Genomic DNA, 20,799 nt, shown 5'->3' with positions numbered 1-20,799 from the left:
TAGGTATATTCACCGTGGAATTTTATGTAAGACAGGTAACTGAAAACGATGCTGAAAGTATTTCAACATTACTTAATCCTATTATTGAAGAAGGTCGATACACTGTACTAGACACAACTTACACGCCAGAAGAAGAGAAGGAATTCATTCGTCAGTTTCCAATGCAGGGGATATTCAGCGTTGCGATCGTCGAAGACAATTTAAACGTGGCAGGCTTTCAGAATGTCGAGCCTTTTGCTGCGTACACCAGAGCCTTCGGTCATGTGGGCATTATTGGCACTTTTGTCGACAGTCAATACCGTGGAAAAGGGCTCGCCAAGCTCTTATTTATTGAAACCTTTAAACAAGCAAAGCTAAAAGGTTACGAAAAATTATTTGCCTATGTTCGTGGCGACAATGAAAGAGCATTAAATGTCTATTTGAAGCAAGGATTTGAAATTGTTGGCGTCGCAAAAAAACATGCCAAGATTAAAGGTGAGTATATCGATGAAGTGATGATTGAAAAGTGGCTTTAAGACTACACTAATGAACTCATAACCTTTCAATTTTCCCAAACAACATGACTTGTGATATGAACTAAACGCTTTAGTATCATGAGTCACTCATCCATTCTTGATATATAAATCAATAACTTCTTAGATTAAACGGATAAAGTACTTTTGCTCTCATCGTCGCAATAGTTGATTGATGTATTTGAACCATATGATGTATAGTTACGAAACTAAATAATAATCATTACTATTAACATCAGTGGAGTAACCCAATGCGCACCAAAACTAGCCTCTTTATTATTGGTATGATGACCTCTTTTCTTTCATTTGCTGAGCCAATAACGGTGACGCATCAATTGGGTAGTGTCACATTAGATAGCGAGCCTAAGCGTGTCGTCGTCATTGGTGTTGGAGTTTTGGATACTCTCGATAGATTTGGGATCGAACCTGTTGCAGTGACAAAGGAAGTGACTTTCCCTGATTATCTCAACAAATATAAAGATGATAAATATGTGTCAACCGGTAGCCTATTTGAACCTGATTTTGAAACGATTTATTCACAAAAACCAGATGTGATTATTATAGGGTTACGCAGTACGCCCCATTATGATGAGCTCAGTAAAATTGCGCCTACTATTGTGTTTGGCACAGAGGAAAACCAAAGTTATTGGACGAGCACGAAAAAACAGTGGAGAACAATTGGCAAGGCGTTCAATGTGAAACAGAAGGTAGAGCAAGAAATAGAGGCGTTAGACAAGGAGTTTAAGGAAATATCAGCCTACAACCAAACCCACGCCATGGATGCATTAACTGTTATGAGTTCAGGTGGCAATATTACCGCATTTGGCGCTCAATCACGGTTTGGTACCATTTACCAAGATTTTGGTTTTAAACCTACTGTATCTATTGATAAAACCGCGACGCACGGTGATCTTATTTCGTATGAGTTCATTAACACGGCGAACCCGTCTACCTTATTGGTGGTTGACCGAGATGTGTTAGTGAATAAAGGAAAGAGCACTACTCACGAAGATTTTGAAAATGATCTCATAAAAGCCACTAAAGCTTATAAAAATGGGCACATGACCTTTCTTAATTTGAACGCTTGGTATTTGGCTATTGCTGGAGTCACTGCGACAGAAATCATGATTAGCGATATAAAAGCTTCGATTGGCTTAGAGTAAGTATTTGACGCCAGTCGGAGAAAGTATTTTTGAAGTTGTTAGTTATTGGTCTTGTGATCTTGAGTTTCCTATCGCTATTTATTGGCGTGGGAAATTTAAGTTTTCTCTCGCTCATCAATCAAAACGAACATGCATGGGAGCTACTTGTATATAGCCGAATCCCTAGGCTACTGGCAATTTTACTTGCTGGGGGCGGTCTTAGCATTGCTGGTCTTATTATGCAGCAGATCAGTCAAAATAGATTTGCTGCACCTTCGACATCGGGAACAATAGAGTCGGCTATGCTCGGTTATGTGTTGAGTTTAATCGTATTTGGCAATGGTGATAACGTCATCGTCATATTCTCTACAGCGATGCTCGGAACTTTTATTTTTATTCAGTTTATCCAGCGAATTCAATTTAAAAATGCCATTTTTGTCCCCTTAATCGGCATCATATTTGGTAACGTGGTCCAGTCACTGGCCACGTTTATCGCCTATAAATATGATGTTGTCCAAAATCTATCGGGATGGGGCGTCGCAAATTTTGCCGATATTCTCCAAGGAGAGTTTGAATTACTGTATATCGCTATTCCAATCGGTATCTGCGGCTACCTTTATGCGACACGCATTTCCGCTGTGGGTATGGGGAAGGATTTTGCAGTCAATTTAGGACTGAACTATCAACAGGTTCTGATTTTGGGCGTGTTATTGGTTTCTGTAATGTCAGCGTCGGTCGTGATGATAGTGGGACAACTTCCGTTTCTCGGCCTGATCGTTCCAAATTTAGTTAGTCATTATTTTGGTGATAACTTAAGGCGTAATATTCCGCTAACCGCGCTACTTGGTGCCCTCGTGGTTCTATTCTGTGATATGGCCAGTCGTTTGATTATTTTCCCGTACGAAGTACCGATTTCAATCATCATTAGCATTATCGGTGGGTTTATCTTTATTACGTTGATCTTGCGAGGTCAACGAGATGAAAACTAGTTCTGTTTTAAAGATTTTGCTTTTCGTGAGTATCATCTTTGTTTCGTTATTTATTTGTGTTGGTTTAACTGCTGATAATTATGAATATTTTTTATCGAGGAGAATACCAAAAGTACTCGCAATCATTTTAGCGGGTGGAGCGATTGCACAATCATCTCTCGCATTTCAAACCATTACCAACAACCGTATATTAACGCCAAGTATTATGGGGTTTGATGCGCTTTATTTGCTGATTCAAGTTGTCGTTGTCGTGGTATTTGGCGCAATGAGTGCCTTGGTTATGAATGACTATATCAACTTCGCGATCTCGGTCAGTATTATGATTGGATTTTCGTTAATGTTGTTCTCATTTTACTTCCGAGGTTCAAGGCTAAACTTGATTGCATTGCTACTTTTAGGTGTCATTTTTGGTCAGTTATTCTCGAACATAGCTGACTTCTTTATCATGCTGATGGACCCTAATAATTTCGCCTCTGTTCAATCCAATATGTTCGCTAGTTTTAATAACGTTAACGTTGGTCTTGTGTACGTTTGTGCTCCAGTCTTAGCCGTAACGAGTTGGGGGCTATATCGTCTACATACTCAACTCGATGTTTTTTGGCTAGACAGAGATAACGCAATTAGCTTAGGGGTTGATGTGAAGAAAGTTACAATTCAAGTGCTCGCTTTATCATCTGTCATGATTGCTATCTCAACCGCTTTGGTCGGTCCGATTTTGTTCTTTGGTATTTTAGTGACTAACTTAACACGCGAGATTTTTAACACGTATCAACACCGGATACTTCTTGTCGGATGCGCATTGCTAGCAGTCACCTCATTACTTAGCGGTCAATGGGTGATCGAAAACATATTTAACTTTTCGACCACCTTAAGTGTCGTGATCAATCTTATTGGTGGGATTTATTTCCTAACAATATTGCTTAGAAATAAAATGGTTTAACATCGATGATCAAATTAGAAAAACTCTCTAAAATGTTTTCAGATAACACCGTTGTGGATAACGCAAGTGTCGAGTTTGAACGTGGCAAAGTGACATCAATAATAGGTCCAAATGGAGCAGGTAAGAGTACATTATTGTCCATGGCGAGCCGGCTTTTAAAAAAAGACAGTGGTTTGGTATATGTGGATTCACGAGAAATATCAGAATGGGACAGTAAAGAACTCGCTAAGAAACTCGCTGTTTTACGGCAATCGAATACGGTCAATATGCGTTTTACTGTCAATGAAATGGTGTCCTTTGGTCGCTTTCCCTATTCTCAAGGCAACTTAACTGAAGAAGACAATCGAATTATCGATGACGCCATTCACTACCTCAACTTAACCTCAATTCAAAATAAGTATCTAGACCAATTGAGTGGTGGTCAGCGCCAGTTGGCTTACATCGCAATGGTGATTGCCCAAAATACGGATTATATATTTCTCGATGAGCCGTTGAACAATCTCGATATTAAACACTCACTGCAGATCATGCGAACGGTTCAGAAACTTGCACATGAGAAGAACAAAGCGATGGTTGTTGTCATCCATGACATTAATTTTGCCGCTTGCTATTCAGATACCATCATTGCAATGAAGCGTGGTAAGGTCGTCGCAAATGGAAGTGTGGATGACGTTATTCAGAGTAATGTGTTAGAAGGAATCTACGAAACGCCCTTTAATATCGTTAATGTCGAAGGCAAACGCATGTGTACATATTATTGATTCAATAGTTGGCCAACTAAGTACGTCTATTCCATTTGTTATTCTACTTTAAACCTCGTAAACTCTGCTAACGATAATAATAATGATTATCGTTAGCAATATGGAGTCTACGATGCCGCAAATTATTCCCAGTATTTTGATTGTGGAAGATGATCTATCTTTAAATAAACAAATCTCAGAAATTCTTACTGAAAAGGGATTTTCGGTTGAGCAGTGTTTTGATGGTGAGTCAGGACTAGAGTTGGCATTGAGTACCAAGTTCGACCTTATTTTGCTCGATGTATTGTTGCCAAAATTAGATGGCTTTTCTGTATTGAAACGCTTACGTAATAGTCGTTCTACTCCAGTGATGATGATAACAGCGTGTGGAGCGGAAGAAGAGCGTATTCAAGGGTTTAGTAAAGGAGCCGACGATTATTTACCCAAGCCATTTAATATTGTTGAACTTATGCTCCGTATCAATGCATTGTTGAGAAGAACAATGCAAAGCCAAAATAAACCAATCAAGGCTTCCCAGCTTCAAATCGACCTGTTCACGCTAGATCGAAGTAACTTAAGTGTTATTTATGATGGATACGAACTAACGTTTACCACGATTGAATTTAATTTACTTTGGACATTATTAGAAAACCAAGGCGAGGTACTAAGTAAACCTTATTTATATCAGGCGGTGCTCGAACGAGAGTTTAGTGCTTACGACCGCAGCTTAGATATGCATTTAAGCCGAATCCGTCGCAAACTTGTTGCGAGTGGTATGTTTTCTGATCGTTTGAAAACGGTTCACGGCAAAGGTTACTGCTTTTCATGAAAACAACATTTTTCTGGTTACTATCAAGCTCGATTATTCTAGTGACCATTGCTCTGATTTCACTAATGAACTATTTGATTGATGAAACCGAATTAAACATGAGTTTCATTAAACAAGAGCACCAACAAGAGCTACTCAATTACGGCTTAGAGGCAGAGAAGTTGTACTTAAGTGGTGACACACGTAAGTTGGAACAATGGTTAATTGACCTTCAAGAAAAAGAGTCGACATGGGTAGCGATAGTGCAGTCGAGTCTTGATCCCATTTTGGGGACAGAGATGGATCCAAAATACATGAGCTCATTTGTGTTAGGCCGGGGAGTTACTTGGAAGGTACACCTTTACTTTGATTTAAACCCAGTGATGGATCTTCCGTTTGTAGATAAAAACACCCATTTTTTAATTCGCCTGCCTGAAAGAATGCGCCCGGGAGCGTATTGGAAGCATACCGATCTGTTGCTCAAGTTAGCGGTTCCATTATTACCGTTATTGCTCTTAACGCTCCTTATCTATCGCTATCTAATGTCACCGTTACAACGACTAAAAGTCGCGACAAAAAAATTCAGTGAAGGGGATTTGAAGGCTCGGGTTCGACCTAGTTTAGGTCATCGAAATGATGAACTTACTGAGTTAGCTGATGTGTTTGACCAGATGGCAAACAACACCAGTGATCTCATTATTAAACAGCGTCAGTTGATTGCAGACCTCTCTCATGAGCTCAGGACGCCGATTACTCGGATGGAGCTAGCGATCGGAGGTGCAAAGCAAGGTATCGCCCAAACCGAACTTATCCCCAGGCTTGAAAAAGAAGCAAAAGAGCTGCGAACATTAGTTGAAGACACCTTAACCTTAGCATGGCTAGAAAATGAAAAACCGAGCTTACAAGGCGAGGAGTTTAACTTAATTGAGTTGATTGAAATCATTCTTGAAGATGCAAAGTTTGAATTTCCAAATGCACAATTTATCACTCAATTTCCAAAAAATGATCAGAAGATTAATTGTAATCAACGTGCACTAGGTCAAGCATTAGAAAACCTGATCAGAAATGCTTTGAAATACTCTCCAATTGAAAAACCAATCACAATAGCGGTTGAAGATAACAGTTCGAACTTAGTCATTAAAATTAATGATCTAGGAAAGGGCGTACCTGAAGAGTTGTTAGAAAGTATTTTTCAACCATTTTTCCGTGTGGATAAATCACGTGATAAACGTTCGGACGGGTTTGGCTTAGGGTTGGCATTAGCACGTCGACAGGTTGAAGCGATGTCCGGCAGTTTAAAGGCTAGAAATAGTTGTCCGGGATTAGAAATGAACATATCACTTCCTTATTCTTACTTTAAATAATGATAATACGTCTCATTTGTAAAATATGTAACAATCCTTTATTTCACGCTCAGATCAGCGAAAATAGGTAATGAGAATCGTTATCATTATTATAGAGAGTTAAAAAAGATATGGAAATTAACAATTGGTGCAAGCCTAGCATCATTTCAATCGCAGTCGCATCGGCATTATTTAGCCCTATTTTGATTGCACAGGAGCAAGAAGCTGACGTAGAAACATTGACTGTAACTGGTCAGCAACAGTCTGCACTTGATATCTCCATCAGCCAAGATGCATTGGCAAAAATGCAAGCTAACGATCTTAGCGACGTGTTTGATAATGAACCAGAAGTTGCTGTTGGTGGCACAGGTGTAGCGGAGAAAATTTATGTGCGTGGTCTAGAAGACACAATGCTAAATGTGTCTATCGATGGGGCAACGCAATCGGGCTATCTTTTTCACCACCAAGGTCGAATCTCAGTTGAGCCAGAATTGCTAAAAGAAGCAAACGTTCAAGCTGGTGCTGGTAATGCATTAAGTGGTCCTGGTGCGCTCGGCGGTGCCATTCAGTTTGTGACTAAAGATCCTCAGGATATGCTTCGTGGCGATGAAACATTCGGCGCTCTAGTTAAAGGTGGCTATTATTCGAATAGCAATGGTTATAAAGCCAGTGTTAGCCTGTATGGTCAGGTTAACGACAATTGGAGCGCGCTTGCTACCGTGATTCAAACGGCTGCTGATGATTACAAAGATGGCGAAGGTAATGACGATACTAACAGCGAATACGATCAACAATCAGGCTTTGTTAAATTGGTTGGTGAGTTCGACGACAATCAACGATTCAGTGTAAGCCATGATCGTCGTGTTGATGACGGTGATAGACTACAACGCGGCAACTGGGCCCCAAGTATTATTAATGAAGTCATCCCTCAGGAAGCCTTACGCCAAACAACGACCGTTAAATACGCGATTAACCCTTCCTCTAACCAGTTGGTAGACCTAGAAACCAGTGCTTACTACACCGACAATAACTTCATGCAAGAAGGTTCTTTCGGCGACTATCAAGGTGGTGTTGAATCCTTTGGGTTGGATATTCGTAATACCAGTATTATCGAAAACAAGGTCTTCACTTATGGCATCGACTACCGCAATGACGTTGCGAGCCTAAACAATAATTCTGATCCGACTTATGATACGAATGAAGATAAAGGTGACGTCTTAGGTTTGTACATTCAGAGCAACATACAACTTGCACAAGAATGGCAACTAAACTTAGGTACACGTTACGATATATATAAGTTAACAGATACTGCTGATCAAGAGTTCGAGCACAAAGGCTTTAGTCCAAATGCAAGTGTCGTGTTTACGCCATCTGAGGCTTTAAATCTAACGTTGGGTTATTCACAAGTGATGCGTGGTATTCAAACCAAAGAAACGTATGTACTGGATTACTACCAAAATGCTGAAGACAGAAAAGAAGAAACAGCACGTAACATAGAGTTCGCGGTCGACTATCACTTAAATGACGTTGCACTTTCTGCAACCGTATATCGCGCCACCATAGATGACGTAGTAAGCACCATGGATTTAGCGGGCGGTTCGAGTACTGAGCTAGGTAATGTTGGCGAACTGACAACCGATGGTTTCAGCCTTGCGGCACGCTATAACTGGCAAGCGTTTAACACAAGTTTAAGTTACAACCACAATAAAGCTGAGTTAAATGGTTCACCTTTATCTGATAGCACGTATACGTTAGGAACTTCTACTGGTGACAATATTGTAGCCAAGGTAAGTTATCAAGCTTCAGACAGTGTAGAATTTGGTTGGACAGGTAACTTTGTGACGCGACTTACTGATGTGGCTGAAGGGGAATATGAGAAAGCGGGCTATGGTGTTAACGATATCTATGGTCAATGGTTACCACTAGCAGACGATTCTCTTACGGTAACATTCACAGTTAAAAACGTATTCGATAAACAATACCGTGACCAAGCAACGTACGGCTATTACCCTGGCTACGAGTACATTTATGGCCCATCAGAACCAGGCCGAGACTTCCGTCTCAACGTAGCGTGGGCACTGTAGATGTTGAGTGACAATGTAACCTATTGCTGTCATTAGAACATGAAAGGCTGGCTTTCAGTTACATAAACTTTTTTAAAAACATCTGAGATATAACGATAGGTGTGTTATTTTCTAAAATAACACACCTTTTTTTCGTTTTACTTTTCTACTCATGATGCTTTAACACGGAGGCGATATTTTGCGACTATGCCAACTCCATTTTCCATTCGTAACACGACTTCGTGTATTGCTGTTTGTGACATTATCTTTGGTGTTATTACCAAATGTAAAAGCAAATGAGTTAACGATTACACCTGTTGAATTGAAGGCAAATACTAACAACATTGAACAAAGACCGGGGCAAATCCCTTTAAGTCGAATTGCTTATGGTGACAATGATGTGTCAACGGCATGGTACACCGATGCGACCGAGCGTTATCCACATGGGATTTTGGGCGATGAAAGTGAAGCGGCAACCCTTAGTATTGAAACCCGTGAAGGTAAGACTCTAGAGTTTTCGTTACCCAACACACGAGTATTTGAAGATTTAGAACCAAGAGTAATCGATCTTGATGGCGATGGTATTGATGAAATTATTACGATTGAAAGCGACGCTGAACTCGGCGCGTCTTTATCTCTATTTCAGGTAGAATCTAATGCTATCGTCAGAGTAACATCAACTCCCTTTATCGGGCGTTCGTTTCGGTGGCTAAACCCAATTGGAGTAGGAGACTTTGATGGTGACGGTGTCACTGATGTTACCCTTATTGTAACACCACACATAGGCGGCAAGTTACATGTCTATCGCTACACGAAATCAGATCTAACTTTGCTTACTGAATATCTTGGCGTGAGCAACCATCGTATAGGCAGCACCGAACTTGGTTTGGGGACTGTTGCTCACTCAGTTGAAAAAGAAGGTCAAAGCCAAACAGAAAAAGATTTACTGATAGTACCCGATCAAGCACACCAAGCTCTTGTTCTGTTGGAATGGGAAAATGGTCAATTACAGGAACGCAGTCGAGTGTCGTTACCAAGTCGTTTAGAGACGTCACTTACGCCCGCGGGACGAAACCAATGGTCATTTACATTGATAAATGGTCAGTCGTTCAAGTTAACATTACAGATGTGAGCACTGAGGTTTGAAATCAACCTATGGTTCTTATGGTCGATGTTCAAAAATACGGTTATGAGTCAAAATATCCAAAATGTATAAGACAAGGAGTCAAATTTGTTCAAGCTTTATTATTATCCCAATAATGCGAGTCTAGCGCCTCACTTTTTGCTTCATCACTTAAAGGCTGACTATGAGCTATTATTAGTCGATAAAAAGTCTGACTTTCATAAATCAGCGGATTACCTCAAGCTGAACCCAACGGGGCGAATTCCCACATTAGTTGTGAATGACCAGTCTATTTTCGAAAGTCCCGCTATTTGCATCCATATCTGCGAATTTTACCCTGAGTCAGAATTAATGCCATCTATTGGTGATCCTAAACGACCTTTATTTTTTCAATGGCTTGCCTTCTTGAATAATACGTTACAAGCAGAAACCATGGTTCGATATTACGCCCACCGTCATACCAATGATGTAACGACAATTCCAAATGTTGTTGCTGCGCAAGAGGATAGAATTGCTGATGCGCTATCAATTATTAATGATCAACTTGAACACAACGACTACTTGCTTGGCGATACTTTAACGGCATGTGATTATTTCTTATTTATGCTTGTAGGGTGGGTGTTATCAATAGAAAAATCACCGCTCAGTTTCAAACACCTAGCGGCGTATCTGAATAAACTGAGTTTAAACCCAACGATTCAAGCGGTTTGTGACATTGAAGGGATAGATTTAGAACAATTTAAATAATACCAAAATAAGTCATTACAACACATCTACTTATTTTAATTTACGACTTTATTGCTTTTAATACAACGTTGGTTCTCGGTATTGAGAGCAAGCTTTATTAAATTTTAAAATCATTAACTCCTAATATTTACGCGATAACTATCATGCTAGAGTCGCTCAAAATACATAATTTAATATAGTAAACACATCACAGGTGTCGGTATTACTATTTATTTGATCAGATTGATTTTGGGTGACAATGAAAAAGAACATGAAGTTTGGCCTATTAGCATTTGTAATGTCCGTTAGTTTATTTGGGTGTCAAGCCGATAGCGGCGCATCTACTGGCATATCTGAGTCTACCGACGAAACTACAGATGAGACCACTGATGCATCTACTGACGAAATTACAGAAGAGCTTACTCACGACACTACTGAAGACGTGTTAGTTTCAGATAGTGATTATCTTGCGAGTTGGTTGGAAGGTTCTTGGGGGATCACCCAACGAGTCGATGGCGGATATAAACTTGATGCTTCTGCGGGTTCATCCGACTGGCAAACTGGAGCCGGGGAGATTGTCGCTAACATTCCGGCAGCAGGACATGTGATTACATCGTTTACACACCCCGCTCATGCATATCTATTTACATTGCGTACGAATAATAATGTCGATGTCGCTGCCATCCACCCAGATATGGTGCCAGCGATAGAACACGAGCAAATAATTCTTGATGTCATTGATATCTACCGCGATGCAGGAAAAAAGGTCATTCTTTATTTAAATGCGGCTGGTCCTTCAATGGCAGAGGAGCGTGGAGACCCAGAAATTCAAGAAGCGTGGGAAGATTACTTTAACGACGAGTGGGATGGCGACGAAGGTGCGGCTTGGCGCAACTTAGTGTTGGGTTATGCTGAACGATTCGATGGATTAGTCGATGGGTATTGGTTAGATAATGCGAGTAATTTGCCTGGTGAACTGTCTGATTTTATCGAAATGTTACGCAGTGTTGATCCAACGCTAGCGATTGCTGTTAACAAATCAAAAGCCTATTTTACGGATGAAGACGGTAACTTTTTGTATGTTGATAGTGATGGTACAGATGATGAAGATGATTCCGACTATAAAATCGTTAAACATGTACCATTAAATGAATATGGCGATTTCACCGCAGGGCATGTCACTCCGTTAGGTAGAGGGGCACCACCTAACTCATGGGGTTATGAGGAATATACGATCCCAGATATGGCCGAAACTCCGTGGGAAAGCTACGACGGAAGCAATAATACGCTCAAACATGGCTGGTTCCCTATCAGAAACTCATGGAGTGGCTCAAATGCTGACCTTGTTTTTGAGGTTGAGCAAGCCTATCGATTTGTTCGTACTATTACCGATGATGGTGCTGCAATGACGTGGTCAACGACTCAAACGGATGGTTATATGACATCTGATGAGATGGACATCATGATAGAAATCAACGATAGAATGGCGCAGAGTCCGAAAGCCGACTACGCAGAATATGTAAGACCTGAAGGGGCATATCTAGTCGGTGACAGCGAGTAAAGCAGCTATCTCGTTATCTGTTTTTAGGTCGGTTCAGAGAATAGATGTCTGACATCTATTCTCTTTATTTTCTTCGTTTAACAAAGCTAACTAACGAAAACAAACTCGTTGTTTTATTCTTTTACCAATCTAAGACCATTAGGAAGGCTATCACCGAGTAAACGTTTTGCTTCGCCTTGGTCTAATGAGGAGACTTCTGTCATCAAAACTTTCCAACTGGCAGGGCACTTCACACCATTTAGTTTTTCCAATACGCGTTCACGCATCGAGTCTGAAATATCGAGTAATCGGTCACCTGTTTTACGACACATCATAACGACGGCAAAAACCAGCATTTGATCTTGTTTCCAATCGAGAGGTAGTAGTTTTTCCAACCACTGTTCGGCTTGAGCACGAGGAATAACCTTATGAGCACTGCCATAAAATAATGAACGCGATGCTAATCGACCGACCGCCCACCAATGGCTCTGGCGATAGTCGGTACTATTTTGAGCTCGAGCGATAAACCAATTCGCCAATAACGTTTTGTCTTCTACCTCAAGGTGCTCAAGTGACGCAGCAAGACGAACCATCGCGTCGTAACCTTTTTGGTAGGCTTCATTATTGGACTTGTTACGATGTGCGCCTGGGTGAAGGTACTTGGCAATCGCGGCCAACAATTGTTCTTGTTGATCTTGATCTAAACCACCACTGACTCGACGCCAACAAGTCCACCAATCACTCCATGTTTGCTGATCTTTGCACTGAATACCCTGAGAGAAAACTTCCCAAAGTTGTTTAATTCGCCATTCATCGACGGCATCACCAAAGCCTGGACGAAGTGAAAAACCGGTTAAGCGCAACCAATGTTTTTCATGTAAATCCGAACGACGACGTCTTTTTTTTCCTTTTACAATGGCATCAAACAGCGTTCTGAGCGTTTCAAAGTCCCACTCTTCGCGTGCACCTAATAACGACTCCAAATCCTTATTAATTCGCTTGATAGCTTTGTCGTCTTTATTTGCGCGATTGGCACTGTAAAGCTGAGCAATAACCTCAGTGGCTTGAATTAACTTTGGATTGGTTTTCTGTGGCGAAGAATTACTTTGAGTTGATTGATTACGCACTTCAAATTCGAGCAACCAACGTTGGTCTCTGTCTTCAGTATTGACACATTCAACCTGCAGTGTGCCGACAGGTGTTAGTTGACTCGCTAGGTAGACTTCTTGACGTTGTTTTTGGTTCGCAGCAAGTTCAGAATCTGTATCGCCAGCTAAAGAGCTTATATACGGTGGAAGTGGGTGAAACTGCTCAGTATTAAATTGGGTCAGTAAGCCATTCTGGATCGGCGTATTTGGGTGAACGGTATCGTGAGTCGTGGTCAATAAATTAAAACGAACAGGTTCACCCAAGGTTAATGCAAAACGGCGGCTGGTCAGACGAATCTCTTGGCTCTCTTCGGTTCCTTTCGCTAACAAACATATCGCTTTGTCTTTACCGTTTTCAGTCAGTTGAAGAAAATACGAACGGGCGACACCGCCACCAATTTTAAGTTGAGCGCCACGTCGCGCTTTTGCATAAGAAACCGCTCCAAGTGCAACAGACAAATCCGGGTGAGGGTTGTCGAGTACGGTGACAGGATCACCTTTCCAACCTTCCAAAACCTCAGCCATGCGAGTTTCAATCAGTGGACTGTTGAAGACACCACCATTGAGTAGTAAACCGACTGGAACTTGAGTTTCATTATTGTCGCCACTGGCTTGGCGGGCGATCTCTTGGTGCTGATGTAAAAATTGAGCTACGTGTTTTGATACGGCAGGATCCGATACGTACGGCAGCCCAAATTCGACAACTGCACGTTGCCGCTGAGAAGGATGCTCGTCAAATGAGGTCACAGGGAAGAATCCATCAATCGCGATGTTTTGCACTTCTTCCTTCGACAATGCGACCGACTTGGTACCACCGAGCAGCTTTGAGCCACTGCCGAGTAACGTAATTTTAGCGCTCTCTGCTGCATCTTCAATTAACAAGCTTTCTTTCGCATGACGGGTTTGTTGAATAAGTTTACTAAGCCGTGCAGCCGATAATTTCTGAGCACCGTTTAAGCGTTGCTCGGTTATATGAGCGAGAGCAAGGTCGATGTTGTCTCCACCGAGCATTAAATGTTCGCCGACACCGATACGGTTGAGACTTAACCCGTTTTCGCCATGTTGTGCGGAAATTAGGCTTAAGTCTGTGGTTCCGCCGCCAACATCGCACACCAAGACCAGTGGAACGTCTTTGAGTTTCTCTTCTGCGACATCTTGATAGCGTGCATACCAATCGTAAAACACCGCTTGGGGCTCTTCGAGTAATAATATTTGGCTTAAACCAGCAAGTTCCGCCGCTTCGAGTGTCAGTTTTCGAGCACTTTCATCAAACGATGCCGGAACCGTGACAACGACTTCTTGCTGTTCTAACGGGAAGCTAGGATGATGAAAGTTCCACGCTAAGCGGATGTGGTTTAAATAACTGGCGCTAGCAATCAGTGGCGAGACTTTTTCGGTATCTTCGTTGGCAGCCCAAGGTAAAATTGCTTCCTTACGGTCGACCGCTTGGTGTGACAACCAACTTTTTGCACTCGATACTTGTCGTCCTTCAACTTGAGCGCCTAAGTTTCGTGCCCATTCGCCAATAATGGCTAGTGGAAAATCTCCTTCGACTACACTGGTTTCCCACGGAAGTTGAAGATCTGATTCAAGTATTTGGCCTTTGGCAGGATGATAGCGAAATGAAGGTAATAGAGGCCTACGTACGACTTCTCCAGGTCCAACGAGCTGATCAATCTGGAAAATTTCTACCGGGCTGTTTTTTAACTCTTTGGTATTTTCACAATAGGCGACAACAGAATTCGTCGTGCCAAGGTCGATGCCGACAAGGTATCTCGGAGATGCCATAATCACTCTCTTGAAAAAAACGGCACCCTAAGATGCCGTAAATTAATTACTCAGATTCTGACGTTGTCTCTTCACGGACGTCAAATTCAACTTGCCAACTTTGTCCATTATCACTGGCAATCGCAGATAAACGCAGTGTACCGACTTCAGTTACATCAGCGGCCAACGTAACGGGAACCACTTGGCCTTGAGAGCGACCTTCAGAGACAGGAAGAGTCATTAGTATTTCTGGTAATTCTACCAATTCATCATTACCCCACGATTCTAAATGGGTTCCTGCAATATCATCACGGCGTACCGTTGAACCAAAGAATTGAAACTCAACGGGTTGGCCAATGATCAAGCCGAATTCTTGAGTATCTAACGTAACACTTGCGCCTTCTTCCATACCAAACGGTGCTACACACAAAGCTTCTAATGGTGGTGCCATGCCCGGAATCGCAGGCATAGAACTTTCAATTCCAACGTAATACGACGAAGCGATACCACCGCGAATTCTGACGCCATCACCTTTGCGAATCGTACTGTAGTAGGCTGCGCCTTGTGCTACCGCCAGATCCAAATCAATCACTTGTAGTGCTTTCGCATTAGGGGCTTGTGCATCGGTTAACCATTGATTCAATGTTGACAGCAAACGATTCGCGAGAAGTGATGATTTTAGAACCCCACCATTGAATAGAATCGCCGTGGGTTTAATGAATTCTACTGAAGGTGCTGCTCCAGACATTTCTCCAGACATTTCTCCAGGAATGCCAGCAAATGACATATCAAACGGTGAGGCTTGTTCCGTCTCTTGATTTGCATTGGCTTGCTTAGTCAGAAATGCTGCGATGTGGCGCGTAATACCGGCATCTTGCGCGTACGGTAATCCCATTTGAGTTAATGCGCCGCGTGCTCTTTGCGCTGGCTGTTCGGAAACGTTCACAATAGGGAAGAATCCGTCAACTAAGGTTTGCTGTACTTCGTCACGGGTTAATTCTGTTTTGAGTGTTGCGCCGAGTAATTTAGAACCGCGGCTCGGTACGACAATTGAAACTTCGTTAATATCGTTGTCGCTAAGCAAGGTTTCTTTAGCATCACGGCAGGCGTGCATCATCGCTTGTACTTGCCAATTTTGCAGCTCTTTACCTTGTTGAGCTAATTTCATTTTCAAACGGTAGGCGAGGGCGAGATCCATATTATCGCCGCCAAGCAAAATATGTTCACCTACTGCGATTCGGTTTAATGCGAGGTTACCATCTTCTTCAGTCACTTCCACTAAAGATAAGTCGGTTGTTCCGCCGCCAATATCAACAACCAAAACAATGTCGCCGACATTCAGTTCATCACGCCACTGATCGCCATTTTTATCGATCCAACTGTACAGTGCAGCTTGCGGTTCTTCTAAAAGGGTAAGATGTTCAAATCCAACAGAGCGTGCTGCTTCAGCGGTAAGTTCTCGTGCACCTGGATCAAAAGAGGCAGGTATTGTCACCGTGACATCTTGCTCAGAAAGTGGAGCATCAGTGAATTGAAAATCCCACGCTTCAATAAGGTGAGCAAGATATAATTCCGTTGCTTCTACTGGGGAGATTTTTTCGACGTCCTCAGGGCTACCCGCAGGAAGTATCGCTTCTTTACGGTTAATACCAGCATGACATAACCATGATTTCGCACTCGAAACCAAACGAATTGGCGTTTTACTTCCAAGGTTTCGCGCAACAGCCCCAACTAACGCTAACGGCTCTGTTGTCCATGGAAGCGCTCGGGAGCTGACGTCCATTTCATGTTCGTGGGGTTGATATACAAATGACCCCAACTGATTTAATGATTCAACCGTTCCGGGACCTGTCATTTGCGGCACGGAAAAAACATGAACTAGATGCGAATTTTCTTGATGATCGACGTACGACAGTACGCAGTGTGTTGTCCCTAAATCGATACCAACACTATAACGTGGAGAATGTGCCATTACAGTTCAACCTCTGCTGGCGCAACGATAGACGCATCAAAATCTTGAGAAACTTTCGGCAGTGTAATGCTATTCACTTTCCAACCTTTGTGAATAAGCGTACCAGTGAACGGAGCACTTCCAGTAACATTACCGGTTAAGCGAATGGCTTGAGAGTTAAATCCTTCTTCAACCATAACTCGAGACTCTTCGTCTTCTACACGTACAGGACTAAGAGATATGTATTCTTTAAGTAATTTCTGACCGCCGCCATGAATAACACGTGCTGCGGCACCGACTTCTTCATCTGAATAAGCGGTCACATCTTCATTTAAGAAATCGATCAATCGAGCTTCTTTTTGCATTAGTGATAATAATTGCATGGCTGAATCGGTCGAAGCGCTGTGGACTTTAGATTCAACTTGAACGACTTTCTCGACAATCTTTTCAACTTCTACGACTTTTTCGACTTCAACAATTTTGTCGACGGTTCTTTCAACTTCAACGATCTTCTCTATCGGCTTTTCAATCACTTTACCTTTACGAGTCGCGGCAATGATTAGAAAAAGTACGCTACTTGCAGCCAATCCAGCGTGAAGCATATCGAAGGTTTCAGGAATAATATTTAAATCGAAGTTCATAACAAACACTCAGCTTTATTGATAAAGCTCGGAAACACAGGCTCCAAGCTGAAATTAATGAGGATAAATTTGGCCAGATATTACCACAATCCGTTCGAATGTAAGATTCCGTTTACTTCTTATTACGAATAATCTCTTCTATTAGTACATTATTTGTCCACTGATAAATATACAACTAGATAAAGCATCGATTTTTTTTATCAGTTCGGTATCATCGCGGCAGAATATAGAAAAAGGTAATGGAACTGTGAATCACAACCGTATCGTATGTTTTGATCTGGAAATGTGTTGTTGGAACACCGATGGTGTTGGCACGAGTGGCGAAATTATTGAGATTGGCTTGGCAGAAATTGATGTCGAAAAAGGCGAAATAATGAAGCGCGCGCAATATTACGTTAAGCCTGAGCACGACGAAATCTCTCCATTTTGCACAGAGTTAACCGGTATCACTCGACGTACGATTGAAAAGCAAGGAAGAACGCTAGAACAAGTGCTGAAAAGTATGATCAAGAATTTTGGCGGTTCTAATAAGATTTACGCGGCGTGGGGTAGAGATGATCTTATATTGCAGCAAGAGTGTGAGAGTAAAGGGCTGACAATGCCATTTAAGGAATACATCAATCTTGCGACCTTATATCGCATTCAACATCGATTAAAAGATAAACGTATCGGTCATCGCGATGCACAGGAAAAGTTAGGTATCGAGTGGGAAGGTCGGCAGCACTCAGGCTATGTTGACGCGCACAACTTGGCGAAAATAGCGTTAGAAATGCTCTAGCGTGAAAGATAAGCTCTATGCACCATTGTTCGAATAAGTAAAAAATCTTTTTCTACAGAGAATTTGGTTAAGAGCGCCAAAATTGATGTTATTTAACAAATTTCTTTATTATTTCAATAAATATACAGTGAATGCGCATCAATGGCATAATCCCACTTTCTTATAGACGTAAACTGTTTTAGTATTCTGTAGCTAAGTTTTGGACACCTAATCATCATCGCCTGGCCAAACTTGCTCATACACTCATTTCGTAATTTCATTTAGTAGGAAATCATAATGGCGGCTTTTGGTAGCGTGTTTATGCCGAAAATGGCATTAGCAACATTCGAAAATAATCAATGGTCTGACACTCAGATCGTTTCATCAGATAGTATTTCTCTTCATCCTGGCGCACACGTCTTACATTATTCAAGTACTTGTTTTGAAGGCTTGAAAGCATTTCGTCATGACGATGGTAGCGTCCATGTTTTCCGTATGGACCAAAATATCGAGCGTTTCTCGCAAAGCAGTGAATTATTGTCTCTTCCTCAAATCGACAAAGAACAAGTGTCGAACATGATTAAAGACATCGTAGCGCAGTATGCGGCCGATGTACCTGTACCTCCAGGTTCAATGTATATTCGTCCAACTCATATTGGAACAGAAGCAGCAGTCGGAAAAGCGGCAGCGCCATCGTTAACTTCATTTTTATATATTTTGTTGTCACCGGTGGGTGATTACTTCGCCGGTGGCTCTTGTGCATTGCGTCTACTGTTGGATGAAACGGGTCAACGTTGTGCGCCGCATATGGGAATGATTAAGAGTGGTGGTAACTATGCAAGTGCCCTTGCTCCAACTCTAGAAGCAAAGAAAGAGTATCAGGCTGATCAGATCTTATTCTGTCCAAACGGCTATATTACTGAAACTGGTGCGGCCAACTTCCTAATTGTCGATGGCAATGAAATCATCACTAAGGCATTAGACTCTAGCTTCCTTCATGGTGTCACTCGTTCAAGTATCTTAACCATTGCTAAAGACTTAGGGATGACAGTATCAGAACGTGAAGTCTCAGTAGAAGAGCTTTTGGAACGCGCAGCAAAACCGGGCGTTGAAGCTATGCTTTCTGGAACCGCTGCAGTATTAACCTCTGTTGGTACGCTGATTCATAACGGTGTTGATTACAAAGTAGGTTCAGGCGAAGAAGGGCCAATGGCTCAAAAACTGCGCCAAGCACTCAATGATATCCAATGGGGTAAAGCGCCGGATACTCATAACTGGCTAACGAAAATTGCTTAACACGATTGAGTAAATTTATCGTATAAGTCAGATTCGCAATACAGAAAAACCAGCATAGTTACGCTGGTTTTTTATTGGGTATGAGATAAATAGAGCTTTGCTGTTTAGCTTTTATAGATCTTCTCAAAGTTCTTTTGATTCCAACCCACCATCACCTGATCGCCAATTTTAAGAACAGGTATAGTTCGCGCGCCCATGGCTTGAAGTTCTTTACGACCGCGTTGCATTTTCGCATTGGTCAAACGGTACGGATAGCCTTTTTCATCCAAATAACGCTGCGCTTCTTTGCAATGTGGGCACTTGTCAGCAACATATAAAACCAGTCTTTTCATTCTTAATCTCAATGGGTTTAACAGTAATTAGCGTTCATGATACGGAATCAAACTAGAGGTGCAATACATCCGCGACAGAATCTAGTCTTTTAATAAGAACCAACATTCGGTAACCAGTTCGGTTTCTGCTACTTCGTGTTCGAAATTCTGATAACAAAATAGGCAGGGGAGTTCGCCAAGTTGTTCTCCAGATGTTGGAAGCCATTCGCGTAACATCGGATAAATAGTATCACTGATATTATCTCGCGAGCCTTTATGTACAGCAATCGCGTAACGGCCCTGAGGTAATTCGGTTTCTGTGACGCTAGGATCGGAGATCACCAAATTATTGGGAATCGTGAGGGCGAGATCAAACCGAAATTTCTCAGGGTCTGTTGTTGCTGGGTCATCATACGCCAACCCGAATGCGTCTCCCGCAGAAGGTTTTATGCTTATTGGTTGTGATTTCGCCCAACTTACGAGCTTGTTTACACTAATACCCAAATCCTCTGGATCTCCACGATGCTCGATAACGGCTAAACGACGCGACTCAATCTGCTTTATTTCAACATTAATATTACGTTCCATAATCTTTGTTCCTAGCTTTGATATAACATAAGGAGGGCTTTTCCACATATCCCAACTGCCTTGGATTCTGAACTGCTTAGGCGTGAGTCCGGTTGCGTGTTTAAACGCTCGGGTAAACGCTTGATGCGATTCAAACCCAGCATCAATGGCGATGGTGATGATGGTGGTAGTGTGGTCAATAATTAATTGGTGAGCGGCTCGTTTGAGGCGCAACCAACGAATAAATTGTTGTAAAGATAGCCCGGTATAAGCGGTAAAAAGACGATGAAAATGGAACTTTGAAAAGCAGGCGACATCCGATAAACACTCGAGTGATAGATCATCGTCTAAGTGTTGTCCTATATATTCAATAACGGATTGGATGCGTTGTTCGTCGTTCATTGTTCGTCCTCTTGATACCTGAAATAGAAGTGT

At 41.9% G+C, this 20,799-nt stretch carries 18 protein-coding genes; 13 read left to right on the top strand and 5 right to left on the bottom strand.

Going from position 1 to position 20,799, the window contains the following annotated elements:
• Window positions 1-14 precede the first annotated feature (14 nt).
• The 11 genes from ACWU4D_RS02810 (at window position 15) to ACWU4D_RS02760 (ending at window position 11,947) form a co-directional block, all read left to right on the top strand.
• Window positions 15-515 (top strand): N-acetyltransferase family protein, encoded by a 501-nt coding sequence (locus tag ACWU4D_RS02810; protein WP_456049855.1) that lies wholly within the window; start codon window positions 15-17, stop codon window positions 513-515.
• A 248-nt stretch (window positions 516-763) separates the two neighbouring features.
• Complete coding sequence (locus ACWU4D_RS02805; RefSeq protein WP_456049854.1) at window positions 764-1,675, top strand: siderophore ABC transporter substrate-binding protein; 912 nt, start codon at window positions 764-766, stop codon at window positions 1,673-1,675.
• Window positions 1,676-1,704: 29 nt separating this feature from the next.
• Window positions 1,705-2,643 (top strand): iron chelate uptake ABC transporter permease subunit VctD, encoded by a 939-nt coding sequence (gene vctD / locus ACWU4D_RS02800; protein ID WP_456049853.1) that lies wholly within the window; start codon window positions 1,705-1,707, stop codon window positions 2,641-2,643.
• Complete coding sequence (locus tag ACWU4D_RS02795) at window positions 2,633-3,583, top strand: iron chelate uptake ABC transporter family permease subunit (RefSeq protein ID WP_456049852.1); 951 nt, start codon at window positions 2,633-2,635, stop codon at window positions 3,581-3,583. The genes vctD and ACWU4D_RS02795 overlap by 11 nt, the downstream gene beginning before the upstream one ends.
• 5 nt (window positions 3,584-3,588) lie before the next feature.
• Entirely contained in the window at window positions 3,589-4,344 is a 756-nt protein-coding gene (gene vctC, locus ACWU4D_RS02790) for an iron chelate ABC transporter ATP-binding protein VctC (protein ID WP_456049851.1), read from the top strand.
• 112 nt (window positions 4,345-4,456) lie between these two features.
• Window positions 4,457-5,152 (top strand): response regulator transcription factor, encoded by a 696-nt coding sequence (locus tag ACWU4D_RS02785; RefSeq protein WP_456049850.1) that lies wholly within the window; start codon window positions 4,457-4,459, stop codon window positions 5,150-5,152.
• Complete coding sequence (locus ACWU4D_RS02780; RefSeq protein WP_456049849.1) at window positions 5,149-6,495, top strand: histidine kinase sensor domain-containing protein; 1,347 nt, start codon at window positions 5,149-5,151, stop codon at window positions 6,493-6,495. The genes ACWU4D_RS02785 and ACWU4D_RS02780 overlap by 4 nt, the downstream gene beginning before the upstream one ends.
• A gap of 110 nt (window positions 6,496-6,605) precedes the next feature.
• On the top strand, window positions 6,606-8,558 hold the full coding sequence (locus ACWU4D_RS02775) for a TonB-dependent receptor domain-containing protein (RefSeq protein ID WP_456049848.1): 1,953 nt from the start codon (window positions 6,606-6,608) through the stop codon (window positions 8,556-8,558).
• A 178-nt stretch (window positions 8,559-8,736) separates the two neighbouring features.
• Complete coding sequence (locus tag ACWU4D_RS02770) at window positions 8,737-9,669, top strand: FG-GAP repeat domain-containing protein (RefSeq protein WP_456049847.1); 933 nt, start codon at window positions 8,737-8,739, stop codon at window positions 9,667-9,669.
• Window positions 9,670-9,768: 99 nt separating this feature from the next.
• Window positions 9,769-10,407, top strand: a complete 639-nt coding sequence (locus ACWU4D_RS02765; RefSeq protein ID WP_456049846.1) for a glutathione S-transferase family protein — start codon at window positions 9,769-9,771, stop codon at window positions 10,405-10,407.
• Window positions 10,408-10,645: 238 nt separating this feature from the next.
• A complete protein-coding gene (locus tag ACWU4D_RS02760) occupies window positions 10,646-11,947 on the top strand; it encodes a hypothetical protein (RefSeq protein WP_456049845.1) in 1,302 nt (433 codons plus the stop codon).
• A 113-nt stretch (window positions 11,948-12,060) separates the two neighbouring features.
• On the opposite strand, the gene ACWU4D_RS02755 is transcribed toward ACWU4D_RS02760, so the two are convergent.
• The 3 genes from ACWU4D_RS02755 to ACWU4D_RS02745 are packed head-to-tail and all read right to left on the bottom strand — an operon-like array spanning window position 12,061 to window position 17,433.
• Complete coding sequence (locus ACWU4D_RS02755) at window positions 12,061-14,862, bottom strand: Hsp70 family protein (RefSeq protein ID WP_456049844.1); 2,802 nt, start codon at window positions 14,860-14,862, stop codon at window positions 12,061-12,063.
• A gap of 46 nt (window positions 14,863-14,908) precedes the next feature.
• Window positions 14,909-16,813 carry an Hsp70 family protein gene (locus tag ACWU4D_RS02750; protein ID WP_456049843.1) on the bottom strand — a complete coding sequence of 635 codons (1,905 nt, stop codon included), beginning with the start codon at window positions 16,811-16,813 and terminating at the stop codon, window positions 14,909-14,911.
• Complete coding sequence (locus ACWU4D_RS02745; protein ID WP_456049842.1) at window positions 16,813-17,433, bottom strand: DUF2760 domain-containing protein; 621 nt, start codon at window positions 17,431-17,433, stop codon at window positions 16,813-16,815. The genes ACWU4D_RS02750 and ACWU4D_RS02745 overlap by 1 nt, the downstream gene beginning before the upstream one ends.
• Before the next feature lie 247 nt (window positions 17,434-17,680).
• On the opposite strand from ACWU4D_RS02745, the gene ACWU4D_RS02740 reads away from it, so the two are divergent.
• Together ACWU4D_RS02740 and ACWU4D_RS02735 are read left to right on the top strand one after the other, a co-directional pair.
• The gene (locus ACWU4D_RS02740; protein WP_456049841.1) at window positions 17,681-18,211 is read left to right on the top strand and encodes an exonuclease domain-containing protein; all 531 of its coding nucleotides are present in this window, start codon (window positions 17,681-17,683) and stop codon (window positions 18,209-18,211) included.
• A 276-nt stretch (window positions 18,212-18,487) separates the two neighbouring features.
• Window positions 18,488-19,486, top strand: a complete 999-nt coding sequence (locus ACWU4D_RS02735; protein WP_456049840.1) for a branched-chain amino acid aminotransferase — start codon at window positions 18,488-18,490, stop codon at window positions 19,484-19,486.
• A gap of 104 nt (window positions 19,487-19,590) precedes the next feature.
• On the opposite strand, the gene ACWU4D_RS02730 is transcribed toward ACWU4D_RS02735, so the two are convergent.
• Entirely contained in the window at window positions 19,591-19,818 is a 228-nt protein-coding gene (locus ACWU4D_RS02730; RefSeq protein WP_456049839.1) for a glutaredoxin family protein, read from the bottom strand.
• Between the two features lie 81 nt (window positions 19,819-19,899).
• Window positions 19,900-20,766, bottom strand: coding sequence for an AraC family transcriptional regulator (locus ACWU4D_RS02725; protein ID WP_456049838.1), 867 nt, complete (start codon window positions 20,764-20,766; stop codon window positions 19,900-19,902).
• Window positions 20,767-20,799: the final 33 nt, after the last annotated feature.

Source organism: Vibrio phycocola (assembly GCF_053850235.1).
The sequence above is the reverse complement of the archived record's forward strand: the minus strand, read 5'-3'. Positions and strand labels throughout refer to the sequence as shown.